Source organism: Pseudomonas sp. ITEM 17296 (assembly GCF_028895205.1).
GTDB lineage: Bacteria > Pseudomonadota > Gammaproteobacteria > Pseudomonadales > Pseudomonadaceae > Aquipseudomonas > Aquipseudomonas kermanshahensis.
In genome coordinates, this window is the sequence record NZ_WJRS01000017.1 from 12,836 (window position 1) to 30,022 (window position 17,187).

The 17,187-nt window shown below is 61.2% G+C and carries 20 protein-coding genes; 17 read left to right on the forward strand and 3 right to left on the reverse strand.

The features are described from left to right. Position 1 precedes the first annotated feature (1 nt). From cyoB to GIB19_RS18315, 12 genes are all read left to right on the forward strand, one after another. Positions 2-2,020 (forward strand): cytochrome o ubiquinol oxidase subunit I, encoded by a 2,019-nt coding sequence (gene cyoB / locus GIB19_RS18260; protein ID WP_027595505.1) that lies wholly within the window; start codon positions 2-4, stop codon positions 2,018-2,020. A gap of 3 nt (positions 2,021-2,023) precedes the next feature. After that, entirely contained in the window at positions 2,024-2,647 is a 624-nt protein-coding gene (gene cyoC, locus GIB19_RS18265; protein WP_027595506.1) for a cytochrome o ubiquinol oxidase subunit III, read from the forward strand. Beyond that, complete coding sequence (cyoD, locus tag GIB19_RS18270) at positions 2,647-2,979, forward strand: cytochrome o ubiquinol oxidase subunit IV (protein WP_027595507.1); 333 nt, start codon at positions 2,647-2,649, stop codon at positions 2,977-2,979. Before cyoC ends, cyoD begins: the two co-directional genes overlap by 1 nt. 11 nt (positions 2,980-2,990) lie before the next feature. Further along, a complete protein-coding gene (cyoE, locus tag GIB19_RS18275; protein ID WP_027595508.1) occupies positions 2,991-3,878 on the forward strand; it encodes a heme o synthase in 888 nt (295 codons plus the stop codon). Positions 3,879-4,213: 335 nt separating this feature from the next. After that, complete coding sequence (gene alaC, locus GIB19_RS18280) at positions 4,214-5,422, forward strand: alanine transaminase (RefSeq protein WP_027595509.1); 1,209 nt, start codon at positions 4,214-4,216, stop codon at positions 5,420-5,422. 112 nt (positions 5,423-5,534) lie between these two features. Next, on the forward strand, positions 5,535-6,662 hold the full coding sequence (locus tag GIB19_RS18285; protein WP_274887461.1) for a hypothetical protein: 1,128 nt from the start codon (positions 5,535-5,537) through the stop codon (positions 6,660-6,662). 172 nt (positions 6,663-6,834) lie between these two features. Then, a complete protein-coding gene (locus GIB19_RS18290) occupies positions 6,835-7,221 on the forward strand; it encodes a YkgJ family cysteine cluster protein (protein WP_085272629.1) in 387 nt (128 codons plus the stop codon). Between the two features lie 444 nt (positions 7,222-7,665). After that, the gene (locus GIB19_RS18295; protein WP_172960340.1) at positions 7,666-7,914 is read left to right on the forward strand and encodes a hypothetical protein; all 249 of its coding nucleotides are present in this window, start codon (positions 7,666-7,668) and stop codon (positions 7,912-7,914) included. Then, positions 7,911-8,162: a DUF3077 domain-containing protein gene (locus GIB19_RS18300; protein ID WP_027595513.1), complete on the forward strand. Its 252-nt coding sequence runs from the start codon at positions 7,911-7,913 to the stop codon at positions 8,160-8,162. The genes GIB19_RS18295 and GIB19_RS18300 overlap by 4 nt, the downstream gene beginning before the upstream one ends. 346 nt (positions 8,163-8,508) lie before the next feature. Then, the gene (locus tag GIB19_RS18305) at positions 8,509-9,072 is read left to right on the forward strand and encodes a GNAT family N-acetyltransferase (RefSeq protein ID WP_027595514.1); all 564 of its coding nucleotides are present in this window, start codon (positions 8,509-8,511) and stop codon (positions 9,070-9,072) included. Positions 9,073-9,216: 144 nt separating this feature from the next. After that, positions 9,217-9,756 (forward strand): hypothetical protein, encoded by a 540-nt coding sequence (locus tag GIB19_RS18310; protein ID WP_274887464.1) that lies wholly within the window; start codon positions 9,217-9,219, stop codon positions 9,754-9,756. Positions 9,757-9,776: 20 nt separating this feature from the next. Further along, positions 9,777-10,163 (forward strand): lysozyme inhibitor LprI family protein, encoded by a 387-nt coding sequence (locus GIB19_RS18315; RefSeq protein WP_274887465.1) that lies wholly within the window; start codon positions 9,777-9,779, stop codon positions 10,161-10,163. Positions 10,164-10,186: 23 nt separating this feature from the next. Here GIB19_RS18315 and mnmH read toward each other — a convergent pair whose 3' ends face one another. Both mnmH and selD read right to left on the reverse strand, forming a co-directional pair. Continuing rightward, positions 10,187-11,299, reverse strand: a complete 1,113-nt coding sequence (gene mnmH / locus GIB19_RS18320; RefSeq protein WP_099428357.1) for a tRNA 2-selenouridine(34) synthase MnmH — start codon at positions 11,297-11,299, stop codon at positions 10,187-10,189. After that, positions 11,299-12,333, reverse strand: coding sequence for a selenide, water dikinase SelD (selD, locus tag GIB19_RS18325; protein WP_274887466.1), 1,035 nt, complete (start codon positions 12,331-12,333; stop codon positions 11,299-11,301). The genes mnmH and selD overlap by 1 nt, the downstream gene beginning before the upstream one ends. Before the next feature lie 127 nt (positions 12,334-12,460). Here selD and GIB19_RS18330 point away from each other — a divergent pair, with 127 nt between their 5' ends. From GIB19_RS18330 to phnE, 4 genes are read left to right on the forward strand one after another with little or no spacing between them, the layout of a single operon-like run. Then, positions 12,461-13,315 (forward strand): putative selenate ABC transporter substrate-binding protein, encoded by an 855-nt coding sequence (locus tag GIB19_RS18330; RefSeq protein WP_027595519.1) that lies wholly within the window; start codon positions 12,461-12,463, stop codon positions 13,313-13,315. Between the two features lie 11 nt (positions 13,316-13,326). After that, positions 13,327-14,127 carry a phosphonate ABC transporter ATP-binding protein gene (locus GIB19_RS18335; RefSeq protein WP_446731392.1) on the forward strand — a complete coding sequence of 267 codons (801 nt, stop codon included), beginning with the start codon at positions 13,327-13,329 and terminating at the stop codon, positions 14,125-14,127. Next, positions 14,121-14,948, forward strand: a complete 828-nt coding sequence (locus GIB19_RS18340) for a PhnE/PtxC family ABC transporter permease (protein ID WP_099428361.1) — start codon at positions 14,121-14,123, stop codon at positions 14,946-14,948. The genes GIB19_RS18335 and GIB19_RS18340 overlap by 7 nt, the downstream gene beginning before the upstream one ends. Then, on the forward strand, positions 14,945-15,712 hold the full coding sequence (gene phnE, locus GIB19_RS18345; protein ID WP_099428362.1) for a phosphonate ABC transporter, permease protein PhnE: 768 nt from the start codon (positions 14,945-14,947) through the stop codon (positions 15,710-15,712). The genes GIB19_RS18340 and phnE overlap by 4 nt, the downstream gene beginning before the upstream one ends. A 29-nt stretch (positions 15,713-15,741) precedes the next feature. Here phnE and GIB19_RS18350 read toward each other — a convergent pair whose 3' ends face one another. Next, positions 15,742-16,632, reverse strand: a complete 891-nt coding sequence (locus GIB19_RS18350) for a bestrophin family protein (RefSeq protein WP_027595523.1) — start codon at positions 16,630-16,632, stop codon at positions 15,742-15,744. A 248-nt stretch (positions 16,633-16,880) separates the two neighbouring features. Here GIB19_RS18350 and GIB19_RS18355 point away from each other — a divergent pair, with 248 nt between their 5' ends. Continuing rightward, the gene (locus tag GIB19_RS18355) at positions 16,881-17,177 is read left to right on the forward strand and encodes an addiction module antidote protein (protein WP_027595525.1); all 297 of its coding nucleotides are present in this window, start codon (positions 16,881-16,883) and stop codon (positions 17,175-17,177) included. Positions 17,178-17,187: the final 10 nt, after the last annotated feature.

Below are 17,187 nucleotides of genomic sequence, written 5' to 3' on the forward strand. Positions count from 1 at the left end.
GATGTTCGGTAAACTAAGCCTGGAGGCGATACCCTATCACGAGCCGATAGTCATGGTGACGCTTGCCATGATCGCGCTCGGCGGTATCGCTGTCGTCGGTCTTATCACCTATTTCCGCAAGTGGACCTACTTGTGGAGCGAGTGGTTGACGACTGTCGACCACAAGAAAATCGGGGTGATGTACATCATCGTCGCGATGATCATGCTGCTGCGCGGCTTTGCCGACGCCATCATGATGCGTACCCAGCTGGCTGCGGCCACTGGCGGATCCGAAGGCTACCTGCCGCCTGAACACTATGACCAGATCTTCACCGCTCACGGTGTGATCATGATCATCTTCATGGCGATGCCGTTCTTCACCGGCCTGATGAACCTGGCCCTGCCTCTGCAGATCGGTGCACGTGACGTTGCCTTCCCGTTCCTGAACTCCCTGAGCTTCTACCTGCTGCTGGCAGGCGTGCTGCTGGTCAACATCTCCCTGGGCGTCGGCGAATTCGCCAAGACCGGTTGGGTTGCCTATCCGCCGCTTGCGGGTATTCAGTACAGCCCTGGCGTGGGTGTCGACTACTACATCTGGGCGCTACAGCTATCGGGCCTAGGTACGACGCTTACCGGTGTGAACTTCCTCGTCACCGTGATGAAGATGCGCGCACCTGGCATGAAACTGATGGACATGCCGATCTTCACCTGGACCTGCACCTGGGCCAACGTGCTGATCGTCGCTTCGTTCCCGATCCTGACTGCTGCACTCGCACTGCTGACTGTTGACCGTTATCTGGACTTCCACATTTTCACCAACGAGCTTGGTGGGAACCCGATGATGTACGTCAACCTGTTCTGGGCGTGGGGTCACCCTGAGGTTTACATCCTGATCCTGCCGGCCTTCGGCGTGTTCTCGGAAGTGACTTCGACGTTCTCTGGCAAGCGTCTGTTTGGCCACCACTCGATGATCTACGCATCGGGCGCAATCGCCATCCTGGGCTTTGCCGTATGGCTGCACCACTTCTTCACCATGGGTGCCGGCGCGAGCGTCAACACCTTCTTCGGCCTGGCGACGATGCTGATCTCCATTCCGACCGGTGTGAAACTGTTCAACTGGCTGTTCACCATGTACCAGGGCCGTGTGCGTTTCACCGCACCGATGCTGTGGACCCTGGGCTTCATGATCACCTTCTCCATCGGTGGCATGACTGGCGTACTGCTGGCCGTTCCAGGTGCTGACTTCGTTCTGCACAACAGCCTGTTCGTAATTGCTCACTTCCACAACGTGATCATCGGTGGCGCGGTATTCGGCTACATCGCCGGTTTCGCCTTCTGGTTCCCGAAAGCCTTTGGTTTCACCCTGAACGAGAAGTGGGGCAAAGCTGCCTTCTGGTTCTGGATCTCGGGCTTCTACGTTGCGTTCATGCCGCTGTACGCCCTGGGCTTCATGGGCATGACCCGTCGTCTGAACCACTCCGACAACCCACTGTGGGAACCCTACCTGTACGTTGCCGTAGTCGGCGCCGTGCTGATCCTGTTCGGTATCGCTTGCCAGCTGATCCAGCTCTACGTTTCGGTCCGCGACCGCAACCAGAACCTGGACGTGACCGGCGACCCATGGGGCGGTCGTACTCTGGAATGGTCGACTTCGTCGCCACCTCCGTTCTACAACTTCGCCCACATGCCTGAGCAGGTTGGCCTGGATGCATGGCACGAAACCAAGGAAATCGGCGCTGCTTACAAGCCGGCAACCAAGTTCGACGCCATCCACATGCCGAGCAACACCGCTACCGGTTTGTTCATGGGCCTGTTCCTGACCGTCTTCGGCTTTGCCTTCATCTGGCACATCTGGTGGCTGGTAGGCGCGAGCCTGGTTGCAACCATCGCTGTCTTCGTTCGCCACGCTGCGCGTGACGACCAGGGCTACATGGTTCCGGCCGAAGAAGTGGCGCGCATCGAAGGCGAGCGTATGAAAGCGCTGGCCAAAGCAGGTGCTCTGCCTGCCGGCGCACGTGTCGAATCGTTTGAGCGGGTGTAATCAATGTCCAGTCAAGTAATCCACGGCGCTGCTCATGGTCACGACCATGGGCACGACGATCACCACCACGACTCGGGCCAGATGACCGTACTCGGTTTCTGGCTGTACCTGATGACCGACTGCATCCTGTTTGCGTCGCTCTTCGCTACCTACGCGGTGCTGTCCGGCAGTTTTGCCGGCGGCCCGTCGGGTCATGACATTTTCCAGCTCGACTTCGTAGCTGTTGAAACTGCCTTCCTGCTGCTGTCCTCGATCACCTTCGGCTTCGCCATGCTGAAGTTGTTCGATGGCAAGAAAGCAGGTGTACTGGGCTGGTTGGCTGTGACCTTCCTGTTCGGTGCCGGCTTCATCGCGATGGAAATCTACGAGTTCCATCACCTGATCGCTGAGGGCTTCGGCCCGCAGCGCAGTGGCTTCCTGTCGGCGTTCTTCGCGCTGGTCGGTACCCACGGTCTGCACGTGACTGCAGGTCTGATCTGGATGGCAATCCTGATGTATCAGATCAGCACCAAGGGCATTACCCCGACTGCCAAGACCCGCATGAGCTGCCTGAGCCTGTTCTGGCACTTCCTGGACGTGGTCTGGATCTGCGTATTCACCGTCGTCTACCTGCTGGGGGTTCTGTAATGGCTAACGCACACGACACTCATCACGAAGGTAATCACGGCAGCGTGAAGTCCTACATGATCGGCTTTGTACTGTCGATCATCCTGACCGCTATCCCGTTCGGCCTGGTGATGTACCCAAGCCTGCCGAAGAACCTGACCGTTCTGATCGTGGTCGCCATGGCTGTCATTCAGGTTGTAGTGCACCTCGTGTACTTCCTGCACATGGACCGCTCGAAAGAGCAGCGTTCCAACGTGTCGACGTTCCTGTTTACCACCATGGTAATTGCACTGCTGGTCGGCCTGTCGCTGTGGATCATGTTCAACATCCACATCGAAATGATGGCCAAGTGAGGTAAGACTGCATGTCCGTTAAGCACTTTATCCAAATCACCAAACCGGGGATCATTTTCGGTAACGTGCTTTCCGTGGCAGGCGGATTCTTCCTTGCCGCGAAGGGCCATGTAGACTTCGCCCTGTTCCTGGCGGTGGTGGTAGGTACTTCCCTGGTGGTGGCGTCCGGTTGCGTGTTCAACAACTGCATCGACCGCGACATCGACATCAAGATGGAACGTACCAAGAACCGCGTCATGGTCCAGGGCGGCATGTCGCTGCCCCTCGCGCTGATTTACGCCACCCTGCTTGGGGTGGCGGGTTTCAGCCTGCTGTATGTCCAGGCCAACCCACTGTCGGCGTTCTGTGCGCTGATCGGCTTCGTCGTCTACGTCGGTTTCTACAGCCTCTGGCTGAAGCGTAAGTCGGTGCACGGCACCTTGGTCGGCAGCCTTTCGGGTGCCATGCCTCCGGTGATCGGCTACTGCGCCGTCAGCAACAGCTTCGACCTGGCTGCAGTGACCCTGCTGGTGATGTTCAGCCTGTGGCAGATGCCGCACAGCTTCGCGATCGCCATCTTCCGCTTCAAGGACTACAGCGCTGCCAACATTCCGGTTCTGCCGGTGGCACGCGGTATTCTTGCTGCCAAGAAGCAGATCGTGCTGTACGTGCTGGCCTTCGTGCTCGCCACCCTGATGCTCACCCTCGGCGGTTACGCCGGCCTCAGCTACCTGGCCGTGGCAGCTGCCATGGGCCTGTACTGGCTGTACATGGCCTGGGGTGGCTACAAGGCCGAGGACGACAGCAAATGGGCCCGCAAGGTGTTTGGCTTCTCTATCCTCACTGTCACTGCCCTGAGCGTGATGATGTCGGTGGACAGCCAGACCGCTGCGGACGTGCTGATGACCTACGCACGCTGATACCGCTGCCTGTTACACGAAAACCCCGGCCATGTGCCGGGGTTTTTTATGGGTGTTTTTCCTGTACCGGCCCTTTCGCGGGTAAACCCGCTCCCACAGGGTATTGCACAGGCTTCGAATCCTGTGTGGTCCCTGTGGGAGCGGGTTTACCCGCGAAGAGGCCGGCCCTGGAAACATAAAATTCTAATTTTCAAAAAATACATCTGAAAAATTCTAATAAAACAGGAAATTGTCCTTTACAGATATCCTGTTTCGGCACTATCTTCTGATCCAGGCCGCCACATCGGCCAACGTCGCTCGGACGGTTCCGGGCGCTTACGTACTCAGAGGAAGCCATGGCCAACCCAGGTTCGCCGCGCCGCTTTGCGCGCATCGATCGTCTCCCCCCTTACGTCTTCAACATCACCGCCGAGCTCAAGATGGCTGCCCGCCGTCGTGGCGAAGACATCATCGACCTGAGCATGGGCAACCCCGATGGCGCGACCCCGCCGCACATCGTCGAGAAGCTGGTGCAGGTCGCCCAGCGTGAAGACACGCACGGCTACTCCACCTCCCGCGGCATCCCACGCCTGCGCCGGGCCATTTCCAACTGGTACAAGGAACGCTACGAGGTCGACATCGACCCGGAAAGCGAAGCCATCGTCACCATCGGTTCCAAGGAAGGCCTGGCTCACCTGATGCTCGCCACCCTCGACCAGGGCGACACGGTGCTGGTGCCCAACCCCAGCTACCCGATCCATATCTACGGTGCGGTGATCGCTGGCGCCCAGGTGCGTTCGGTGCCGCTGGTGCCGGGTGTGGACTTCTTCAATGAGCTTGAGCGGGCGATACGCGAATCGATCCCCAAACCGAAGATGATGATTCTCGGCTTCCCGTCCAACCCGACCGCGCAGTGCGTGGAGCTGGACTTCTTCGAGCGCGTGGTGGCCCTGGCCAAGCAGTATGACGTGCTGGTGGTGCATGACCTGGCGTACGCCGACATCGTCTACGACGGCTGGAAAGCCCCGTCGATCATGCAGGTGCCGGGGGCCAAGGACATCGCGGTGGAGTTCTTCACGCTGTCCAAGAGCTACAACATGGCGGGCTGGCGTATCGGCTTCATGGTCGGCAACCCCGAGCTGGTCAACGCCCTGGCGCGCATCAAGAGCTACCACGACTACGGCACCTTCACGCCTTTGCAGGTGGCCGCCATTGCCGCGCTGGAAGGCGACCAACAGTGCGTGCGCGATATCGCCGAGCAGTACCGCCAGCGCCGCAACCTGTTGGTGAAGGGGTTGCACGAGCTGGGCTGGATGGTCGAGAACCCAAAGGCTTCGATGTACGTGTGGGCGAAGATTCCGCCAGAGTACGCGCACCTCGGGTCGCTGGAGTTTTCCAAGAAGCTGTTGGCCGAGGCCAAGGTGTGTGTGTCGCCGGGCATCGGCTTTGGTGACTACGGTGATGATCACGTGCGCTTTGCCCTGATTGAGAACCAGGACCGTATTCGCCAGGCGATTCGCGGCATCCGCCAGATGTTCAGGGCGGATGGTTTGACCCGCAAGTAAACGGCGAGGGGCCGCGTGGCGGCCCCCGTTGTACCGTAGGGCGGCCTTCCGACTGCCTGCCGAATATTCACACCACTACCTTCAGCACTCATTTTCCTGTTCGGGTATTCAAATGAGTGTATTTACAGCGTATTTCTGCGGCACCGGTTCCCATCGCTTCGATGCTGCCAACCCCAATTTCTGGAACGGCGAGCTGGTCTCGACATTGGCCAGCAACGATCAGGGGCGCGAATTCGCCCACTGGATTGCGGTTGACGGGCCGGGTAGCGGCAACCTTCAGGATGACGAATTATTCGTTGAGCCAGGTGGCTACTTTAACTGGAGTGGTCAGTTGTTTGGCCGTGGTTGGGAAGAAAACGTGAGCCATGTGCTGAACGTGATCAAGGGTGAGAGCAGTTGGCAGCGCACCAAGCTCACTGAGGAAGCGTACACAAGTCTGAAAGACGCAGGCGTGCCGATCCCGGATGCGTCCGCCACGGCTTCCTGGTTCTGGCGCACTTATGACTACGGCGATCGCCATCCGACCCCGCAGGCGCTGCAGGAACAGATCATCAAGATATTCCGCGAACCGTGCTTGCCCACCCAGGTCAACCTGGTGGGCTGGAGCCGCGGCGGTATCAGTTGCCATATGCTGGCCAATGCGATGGCTGAGGATCCGCTGCTGCGGGATATCCCGGTCAATATTTTTGCCATTGACCCGGTGCCGGGCACTGGCAACGTGCAGAGCAGGCGGGTCAAACTGGCCAGGAACGTCCATGAGTATGTGGGTTTCTATTCCCGGGATGAACGCTCCAATGGCTTTGCCTGTGTGATCCCGGCGGTCGAAAGCAACACGCGCATGTGCGTCTACCCAATGCCGGGCCGGCATGCCACTTTGGTGGGTAATGCATCTGCTGACGGGGCGAGCGACGGCAAGGTGCTGGTCGAACCCGGGTTGATCGTGCGGCATTTCGCCGAAGTCTGCCTGACCCGTTGGGGTGTCGAACTGGACAAGTGCCTGGCGCTGGATGACAACCAACTGATGCAGCATCACTTGGCCATGGCGGCCGCCGATGAGCACTACCAGGCCATGCGCAGCCAGTCGTATACCGTCATCACAGAAGGCCAAAAAGACGACCGGCTGGTGCACTGCGGCGAAACCCGCACGCGCTTCAGCCAGGTGCGCAGCGACCGTTATGACCCTCGCGAAGGCCTTGGCCTGCAGCACTGGGATGCCAACACTTACAAGGCTTTGCGTTAGGCCGGGCAGGCGGGCAGCCGCTGTGCTGTTCGCCCGTTATTCGGGGGCGTGGGGTTAGCCGGATCAGCGGCAATTTTTTTTGCATTCCCCCTCTATCCAGCCGGCCCCGGTTGGAATGAAAATGGCGCCGCGGGCCCAGCCCCGATAACAACAACCTTCCCTCCGTGGCCTCATGTCCGAATATAACCCTTGCCTTGACTGCGGCGCCTGCTGCGGGTACTTCCGTGTGTCCTTCTTCTGGGGCGAATGCCAGTCTGCCGGGGGCGTTGTGCCTGACGACCTGGTGGTGCAGATCAACCCTACACGGGTCGCGATGATCGGCACCGATGCCAAGCCTTGCCGCTGCGTCAGCCTTGCCGGCGAGATCGGTAAAGAGGTGGCGTGCACCATCTACGCCAACCGCTCGAGCCCTTGCCGAGAGTTCGAAGCGTCGTGGGAGGGTGGGGTGCACAACCCGAGCTGTGACGATGCACGCGCGGCCTATGGCTTGCCGCCGTTGACTCCGCCTGGGGCCAACGAGCCGCATTGGCCGGATGATGATGGGGCTGAGGTGGCCTGATCTTTTTGGGTCGCCTGTGCCGGCCCTTTCGCGGGGGCAAGCCCGCTCCCACAGGACCGTTGCAAGACCTGTGGGCGAAGCAAGTCACCGATCCTGTGGGAGCGGGCTTGCCCCGCGAAAGGGCCATCAGCTGTAAGAAGATTCTGAACTTGAAACCAAATGCTTCAGAAAGGCGGGCTTGTCGAATTATCCTACGATGCCTGTCGGATGCCGCCTGATAGGCGGGGAAGTACTTCAGCGATAACTTCATGGTTCGCCCATATGGCGAGCGGGTGTGAGAACTCGTTGTTGGTAGTCGGCCTTTTTTATGGCAGCTGTGCGCGTGCAGGCTTCGGTCTGACCGTGGTGACTCCAACACGGGCTTCTCACCTCGCGCACGGCTGCCACCCAAATCTGTGAGAAGGACCAAGGTGGTTGCTCCTTGAAATGTCATTGGAGTTCACTATGAAAAAACTTGTACCTGACCCACCCACTTTCCCAATCCCTTATATCTCGATAATCGCCGACCTCTCCCATGCAGAGGCAAGGTCCCAGGCAGCCAAGCTCATGGGCAGCCTTTCCCAAACCATCGAGCTTTACCTCAAAGCCGAAGACAGCCTGCAACGTAGCGCCCTCCTCGAAAACATGTCCGCCCTGACCGAATTGCTTCATGCGCTGTTCGCCCACATAAAGGCGCAGGAGGCAGTGGAATGAGCAATCACCTGAAAAGCCATACCACCGCTGGCGTGGAGACGTTTCTCGAATTGTTCCGCATCGAACCGGGCATCCCCCTTGATCACGCGTTCGACGAATTGTCTGTGTTGCTAGGGTGCATACGCCACCTCAGCGAAGAGGCCGAGATGGAGGGCAACAAGGTTGCAGGCAGCGCTGCACGGATTCTCAGTGCCATGGCCAAGGCGCTGATCAACGACATGGAAATGGGGTTGAACCGGGGCGGTTGAGTGGTCGCGCAGATCGAGCGCCGCGCGGGCGGCGCTTCGCAGCACAAGGCTGCTCCTACACCTGTTGCGGGCCAATTATTCCTGAGCCATTTGCGCGCGCTCAATGTCGGGTCGAACTAACAAGGCGGTCCTGTACATATGGGACATGCCTCACTGGCCTGAAAAAATGTAGGAGCAGCCTTGTGCTGCGAAGCGCCGCGCGGGCGGCGCTCGATTTCCGCCCCGGCGCGAAACCCCCGCCAGACAACCGGCCACGCTCAAACACACGATAAAACCCAACGCATCCCCCAGCCGCCTCGCTTGACGTTAAACTGTCATCTCCCCAGCAATGGACAGGAGATCCGGCGTGACCCCACCCCGCAGTTTCCCCAGTGACCTCTGCCTCGACAGCCCCCGCCTGCAATTGCGCCCGATGCGCCATGGCGATGCCGCGCAATGGCTGGCGATCATGGCCGACCCCGAGGTCATGCGTTATTGGCACCATGCACCCTGGCAAGACCTCGCCGAGGCCGAAAGCGCCCTGGCTGCCGACCGTGAAGCCTATGCCAATGGCGACCAGCTCAAGCTCGGCATGTACCGCCGTGACAACGGCGAACTCATCGGCATGGTCCAACTGTTCAACATCGATGACGTATCCCGCCGTGGCGAGATCGGCTATTGCCTGGCCAGCGCCGTACAGGGCAGGGGGTACATGGATGAGGCATTGACCTGCTTCATCGACTACCTCGCTCACACCCTGCACATGCGCCGCCTGGAGGGCGAGATCGACCCACGTAACCAAGGCTCGGCACGCACGCTCGAACGCCAGGGCTTCGTGCTCGAAGGCACCCTGCGGGCACGCTGGTGCGTGGCCGGTGAGCTGTCCGACTCGGGCATCTATGGCCTGCTGCTGGAACCACCGGTTGCATAGTGTTATGGCGAACCTCGACTTTCATCGTCTGCTGTACATCACGCTACCGGTGGTGACCCTGCGCGGCTCTTACTAAACGCCTGGAAGCGGGGCAGGGCCTGGGTTATGGTCGCAGCCTGTCCCGTTTTCCCCAGGTGTGCCCCTTTGCCCGTTTTCTACCTGAGCATCAGCCTGTTCCTGTACCTGCTCGCGCTGTTTTTCGATGGCGTGCTGATGAGTGGCGACCGCCACATGCCCGCCCTGCAGATGTTGCTGTACGGGCCATGGGGCATGCCCTTCGGGTTGTATCAATGGTTTGCCAATCCGCTGCTGGCCGTGGCGATTCTTGCCCATCGACGTTTCCGTCGGTTGGCCTTGGCGTGCGGTGTGGCGGCGTTGTATCTGGCGGCCAGCAGTTTCGGAATCGACCGCCTGCCAGACAGCCAAAGCTACGCGTTTCATGACCGCACCGGTTTTGGTGCAGGCTTTTATCTATGGCTCATTGCGATGGTGGTGTTTTGCACGGGTCAGGCCTGGCATTGCTGGAAGGCCCGCAGCGCCGATGACATGCCCGGATGGCGCTGGCTCGATGTGGCCTTGATAGCGGCGTTGGGTGTCGCGTTGTATGCCGCGACGCAGATGCCGTCGTTGCGTTTCGAGCCGAACAAGGTGCTGATGCCGCCGGAACAGCCACAGACATTTTGATATCCACAGGGGGAATAGTCATGAACAGGTATCACCTGACGGGCCTGGCGCTAGCGTGTGTGCTGCCGCTGGCCATGGCCGAAGAAAATTCGCCGAGCTACGGCCAATGCATGGACAAGGCGTCCAGCACAGTGGCCATGAGCAGTTGCATCCAGGCCGAGACCCAGTTGCAGGACCAGCGCTTGAACCAGGTGTACAAACAGTTGATTGGTAAACTGGAGGCAGGGCAGCAGAAACGCCTGCGCGAGGTACAGCGCAAGTGGATCGCCTACCGTGATGACAACTGCACGTTCCACGTACAGGCCAGTGGCGGGACCCTGGCGCAACTGGAAGGCGGCGTGTGCGTGATGGACATGACCCGGGACCGGGCGGCCGAGCTTGAGCGAGTACTCAGCCCGGGGCAGTGAGGTTGCCTGTTCCGGCCCTGGTTTTATTTGCGCGGTTCGCGCCGCGCGCGGGCCTTGAGGTATTCGCGCACCTCCACGGCATCCCCCGCAAACTCGATACGCTCAGCCTTGGCATCGCGCTGATAGGCATACATCGGGTCGTAATATTCCTTCAGCAACCCTTCGATCCAGCCCCGGTGCAGCTCCACCGCGCCGCTGCGCTGTTGCTCATCCAGGGCTTGTTGCAAGATGGCGGACAAGCGTTGGCAGCGTTCACCACCCAGTCGCTTGTGGATATTGGCCATGCTCGACAGCATGCGTTCGGCAAACAGTCGGCGGCCCTCTTCGTCGCCATGCACATCGACGAACTCTGCGCTCAGGTTGACCACGTAATCGCGCAGGATACGTTCAACACGCTGCTCGAAACTGTCCTCCAGCCATACCAGCGGGTACTGCTGCATGCCTTGGTACAAGGCCAGCGGCACGGTGCAGCTGCCGACGATACGGCCTTCATCTTCGAGCACGAACTGCTCGATGCCACGTGCGCGCTTTTTCAGCACATCGATGGCCAGCTTGTTTTCGAAGCCGATTTGCGCGGGCTGCGCGGTGGCACGCTTGCCGAAGCTGGAGCCACGGTGGTTGGCATGGCCTTCAAGGTCCAGCCCATTGCTCAACTGGTGCAGTACCTCTGTCTTGCCGGTGCCGGTGAGGCCGCCAATCAAAACGAAATCGCAGTGCGCCACGGCCTGCTCAGTGGTGTCCAGCAGGAAGGTGCGCATCGCTTTGTAGCCGCCCTTGACCCGCGGGTAGTCGATGCCCGCTTCCTCGCGCAGCCACTGTTGAACGATCAACGAACGCAGGCCACCGCGGAAACAGTACAGGTAGCCCTCGGGATGCGCCTTGGCGAAGCTGGCCCAGGCGTGCAGGCGGTCGCGCTTGATCGCGCCGCTGACCAGTTGGTGGCCAAGCGTGATGGCGGCGGCCTGGCCTTGCTGTTTGTAGCAGGTGCCGACCTTCTGCCGCTCCTGGTCGTTCATCAGCGGCAGGTTGACGACGCCCGGGAAGGCGCCTTTGGCGAATTCGATGGGCGCGCGCATGTCCATCATCGGCACGTCGTTCAAAAATAGCGGGCGAAAATCCGTGCAGTCGGGACGCATCAGATCACCTCGACCGCGTTGCTCTGTCGCTCACCCAGCGTGCCGATGGGCGACAGTTGCAGGCCCAGTTCGGCCGCCACGGCCAGAAACTGCGCTTCACCCTCAGGGCTGACCGCCACCAGCAGGCCACCGCTGGTCTGCGGATCGCACAGCAGGTGCTTCTGCTCATCGCTCAGGGCGCCGATCTTGTGGCCGTAGCTTTCGTAATTGCGCAAGGTGCCGCCCGGGATGCAGCCCTCGGCCAGGTAGTGATCGACACTTGGCAGGCGCGGTACTGCGGCGTAGTCCAGGTGCGCGGTGAGGCCGCTGCCGTCGGCCAGCTCCACCAGGTGGCCCAACAGGCCGAAGCCGGTGACGTCGGTCATCGCCCTCACACCTTCGAGCTTGCCGAAGCGGCTGCCGGGGGTGTTGAGGGTGCACATCCAGTCGCGCGCCAAGCCTTGGTCCTGCGCGCGCAGCTTGGCCTTTTTCTCGGCGGTGGTGAGGATGCCGATGCCCAGCGGTTTGGTCAGGTACAAGCGGCAACCGGCGGTGGCGGTGTCGTTGCGCTTGAGATGGCGCTTGCTGACCACGCCAGTGACGGCCAGGCCGAAGATCGGCTCCGGGGCGTCGATGGAGTGGCCGCCGGCCAGCGGGATGCCAGCTTCGGCGCAGACCGCACGCCCGCCGCGGATCACTTCGCGGGCGACTTCCGGCGGCAGCACGTTGACCGGCCAGCCGAGGATGGCGATGGCCATCAACGGGTCGCCGCCCATGGCGTAGATGTCACTGATGGCGTTGGTGGCGGCGATGCGGCCGAAGTCATACGGGTCATCGACGATCGGCATGAAGAAGTCGGTGGTCGAGACCACGCCGCGCTCTTCGTCCAGGGCGTACACGGCAGCGTCGTCGCGCGAAGCATTGCCGACCCAGAGGTTCGGGTCCAGGGCCTGGACGCCGCTTTCGGCAAGGATTACGTCCAGTACCTTGGGGGAGATCTTGCAGCCACAACCGGCACCATGGCTGTACTGGGTCAGGCGGATTGGCTCGCTCATACATACCTCAGCAGATCAAATTGTTGCGCGATTGTAGCAAAGCTGGCCATTGCGCCATGGGCCCTTATACTTTTGACGGTCGGCACGGCTGCCGACCCTTTAGCTGCCAATGACCCGGAGATTGCCCATGCTCAAACGCCCTCTGGCGCTCGCCGCCGGCCTCGTGCTGTCCTGCTGTGCCGTTGTCGCCCAGGCTGCTGAAACCCTTCGGGTCAGTGCCATCCCCGACGAAGCGCCCACGGAGCTCCAGCGTAAATTCAAGCCGTTGGGGGAGTACCTGGCCAAGCAGCTGGGCATGGAGGTGAAGTTCGTGCCGGTCGCCGACTACCCGGCGGTGGTCGAGTCGCTGGCCTCCGACCGCCTCGACCTGGCGTGGCTGGGGGGGTTCACCTTTGTTCAGGTGCACTTGAAAGACCCGAACGCCACGCCGCTGGTGCAGCGTGAGCAGGACGCGCAATTCACGTCCAAGTTCATCACCGCCAACCCCAATGTGAAGAGCCTGGCCGACCTCAAGGGCAAGTCGTTCGCCTTCGGCTCCATTTCGTCCACCTCGGGCAGCCTGATGCCGCGTTACTTCATGCTCAAAGAGAACAACATCAAGCCTGAGGACTACTTCAGCCGTGTGGCCTACTCCGGCGCCCACGACGCCACCGCAGCCTGGGTGCAGGCCGGCAAGGTCGATGGCGGGGTGCTCAATGCCAGCGTCTGGCAAAAGCTGGTGGACGCCGGCAAGGTCGATACCAGCAAGGTGAAGGTGTTCGCCACTACCCCGACTTACTACGACTACAACTGGACCGTGCGCGGCAACATGGCGCCGGCACTCAAGGCGAAGATCAAACAGGCGTTCCTCGACCTGGACCCGGCCAACCCCGAGCACAAGGCGATCCTCGACCTGCAGGCTGCCAGCCGCTTTATCGAGACCAAACCTGAGAACTACCAGGGCACCGAACAAGCCGCGCGTGAGGCCGGCCTGCTCAAGTGACGTCCGCTCCGGTGGCAATTCATCTGCACGATGCCAGCCTGCGCCATGGCCAGGTCCGCGCGCTCGACGCGATCAACCTGCGCGTGGAGCAGGGCGAGCGGGTCGCGATCATCGGCCCCTCTGGCGCAGGCAAGTCCAGCCTGCTGCACCTGATGGCCACTGCTATCCAGCCCAGTGCCGGGCGCCTGGCGCTGTTCGGTGAACAGCCTTGGCAGTTGTCTGGCAGGGCGCGTCAGCGCTTGCGGGCACGGGTTGGCCTGGTGCATCAGGCACCGCCCTTGCCGCCGCGCCAGCGGGTTGTGACCGCAGTGCTGGCGGGGCGATTGGGGCAGTGGGGTATCGTGCGTGGCTTGTTCAACCTGCTGTACCCGACCGATGTGCCAGGCGTGCGCCAGGCATTGGCCGAGCTGGGGCTGGCTGACAAACTGTTCGTCCAATGCGGGCAACTGTCTGGCGGCCAACTGCAACGGGTGGGCATTGCACGGGTGCTGTATCAACGCCCGGACTTGCTGCTGACCGATGAGCCCGTTTCGGCGATGGACCCGGTGCTGGCCGACCACAGCCTGGCATTGCTCAACCGCCACGCCCAGGCCAACGGTGTAACGTTGGTGGCCAGCCTGCATGCGGTCGAGCTGGCGCTGGCGCATTTTCCACGGGTGATTGGCATTCGTGAAGGGCAGGTGGTGTTCGACAGCCCGGCCGAGGCGGTCAGCCCGCAAATGCTCGATGCACTCTATGCCAACGAACACTTGGCTTCGCCTCCCTTGCAGGGCCCTGCAGCAGTGCTGACGGTACAGATCCCGCGATGCTGAAGGCCCATGCCCGCGACCCGGCTGCCCTGCCACGGTTGCTGCTGACCCTGCTTGCTGTGGCGGTGTTATGGCCGGGCCTGCAGTTGAGCGAGCTGAACCCCGGCGTGCTGTGGCAGGCCGAGAACCGTCAGCAGATCGCCAGCTTCACCCAGGCATTCTGGCCGCCGGCGCACGATGCCGCCTTTTTGCAGTTGCTGTACGAAGCCACCTTGCAGACCCTCGCCGTGGCCACGGCCGGCATGACCCTGGCGCTGGTGCTGGCGGTACCTGCCAGCCTGCTGGCCAGCCGTGCCTTGTCGTTGCGCGCGGCCTCCCGAGGCGGGCGGGCTGGGTGGTGGTCGCGGGTGCTGCGGCTGCCGGTACGCGGGCTGCTGATCTTTCTGCGCAGCGTGCCAGAAATCGTCTGGGCCTTGCTGTTCGTGCGTGCCGTGGGGCTTGGGCCAACGGCGGGGGTGCTGGCCATCGCCATTACCTACAGCGGCATGCTTGGCAAGGTCTACGCCGAAATCTTCGAGTCGGTCGACCAACGCCCGGCCCATGCCCTATTGCAGGCCGGCAGTGGTCGGCTGATGGCCTTTTTCTACGGCATCCTGCCCAATGCGGTGTCGGAAGTGGTGTCGTACACGGTGTACCGCTGGGAATGCGCGGTGCGTGCTTCGGTGGTGATGGGGTTTGTCGGCGCTGGCGGGTTGGGGCAGCAGATCGACCTGTCGATGCGCATGTTTGCCGGCGCGGAGGTGGCGAGCATGCTGCTGACGTTTCTGTTGCTGGTATCGCTGGCTGACCTGCTCAGCCGCTTTCTGCGAGGAAGGCTGGCATGAACCGGGCGATCAACCTGCTGGTGCTCGGCGTGATCATCGCGGCGGTGGTGGCCTCGTTCGCCTACCTGGAGCTGGACCTGCACGCGCTGGTCGGTGATGGCGGGCTAGGGCAGATGGGCGAGTACGCGGGGCGATTCCTGCACCCGGACGTGACCGTCGAGCATTTGCGCGCGGTCTGGCATGGCGCCTTGGAGACCTTGGCGATGTCGGGCCTGGGGACTTTGCTGGCGGTGGTGCTGGGGATGCTGCTGGCGTTACCGGCGGCGGGCCGCTTCGGCTGGCCGCTACAGGCTGCGGCGCGTGTACTGCTCAATGCCTTGCGGGCCATCCCGGAATTAGTCTGGGCGGCGCTCACCGTGCTGGCCGCAGGGCTTGGCCCGAATGCTGGGACCCTGGCGTTGGCGTTACACACCGCCGGCGTGCTCGGCCGCTTGTTTGCCGAGGCACTGGAAAACGCCCCGGCAGAGCCTGCAGCAGCCATTCGCTTGCAGGGTGGCAGCCAGGTGGCGGCATTCTGCTTTGGTACCTTGCCTAACCTGTGGCCGCAGTTGCTGGCTTACAGCCTGTACCGCTGGGAGAACAACATCCGCATGGCCAGCGTGTTGGGGTTTGTTGGGGCCGGTGGGTTGGGGCAGATGCTCTACACCACCTTGAGCCTGTTCCAGGAGGCGCAAGCCAGCACGGTGATCATCGCCATGCTGGTGCTGGTGTTGCTGGTGGATGCCTTGAGTGATGTGCTGCGCCAGCGCTATGTGCGCGCCTGACTGGGGCTGCAGGGCAGCCCGCGCAAGCATCAAGTGGTCAGCTCGCCATGCTGCGCTTCCCGTTGCATCGACTCCAGGTTGCGCTCGATCGTCTCGCAGATGGTGTCCATCTGGATTTGGTGCTCGCTGAAGCGGAAGGGGCTTTGCAGGTCGGTGCCGATCCGCTCGATGGCCAGCAACATGAACCCCACCACCGTCGACGCCAGCGGTGTGAACCACTCCAGCGACTCGACCAGCCCCACCGGCACGATCAGGCAGAACAGCGTGATGAACAGCCGCGGAAAATACACATAAGGGTAGGGCAGCGGCGTATTGGCGATCCGCTCCATGCCGCCCTGGGCATTGGACAGGTCCACCAAGGTCGACTCCAGCCGCGCCAGGCGAATGCTGTCCAGGCGCCCGGCTTGGTATTCCCGCGCCAGCAGGGCTGCCGAGCCACTGAGGATGTCGTTGGCGAAGTTGTTCGAGCGGTTGCGCCGCTCGAACTCCGCCTGCGGGATGAACGCTATCAGTTCATCCGGGCAGCGGTCGCCCTTGAGATGCGCAGCCAGGCAGTTCACATAGGCGATATGCCGGCGCAGCAAGGTGGCCTTGATCGGGTTCAGCCCGTCATCCGGGTCATCGATCAGCGTCAGCGTCTGCCGGGCAAAACTGCGCGAACTGTTGACCAGCGCACCCCACAACGTGCGCGCCTCCCACCAGCGGTTGTAGGCGCTGCTGTTGCGAAAGCTCACCAGCACCACCAGCGCCGAACCCAGCAAGGTCAACGGAATCAACGGCAGGGTGAACTTGCTGTTGAAGAACAGCATGAAATCGATGGTGACCAGCACATCCCAGATCAGCAGCCAAAACAGCGACCAGCCGATGTAACCGATGGTCTTCACCACCAAGCGGTACTTGCGGGCGATGATCTCTTTCACACGGGGTACCTCGAAACGCGGGGGATGCAGGATCGGACGTCGAGGGATGGGTATGGTTCGGCAGCTGATGTTGCAAGACATTTTTTTGGATGTGTTTGAAAGAAAAAACTGACTGAGGTATCGGACGCTCCTGAATTCTCTTCGCAAAGGTGAAACGGCAAAGTAGACCGCTTCCATATGGTGGGCGGAGACAAATCTTCCCAGACCGCCGATATCCTCAAAGCGAGAAAGCTGGTGGAGGAGATGAAATGAGCGAAAAATTGATCCCTTTTGATATCGCCGACTTGCTTGACAGTGATGCAGCAATCAGCGAATACCTCAGCCAGGTGCTATCCGATGGCGATACAGATGAGATTATCCGGGCCATCGGTCATATCGCTCGGGCACGAGGAATGACACAAATCGCTGCACAGAGTGGGTTAGGTCGAGAAAGTCTCTATAAAGCACTTAGCCCAGGCGCTAAGCCCCGCTTTGATACAGTGCTTAAAGTCATACGTGCCCTAGGCGTGGAGCTTTTTGTTCAGCCCCATACGTCGTCGCATTAGATTTCGCAGG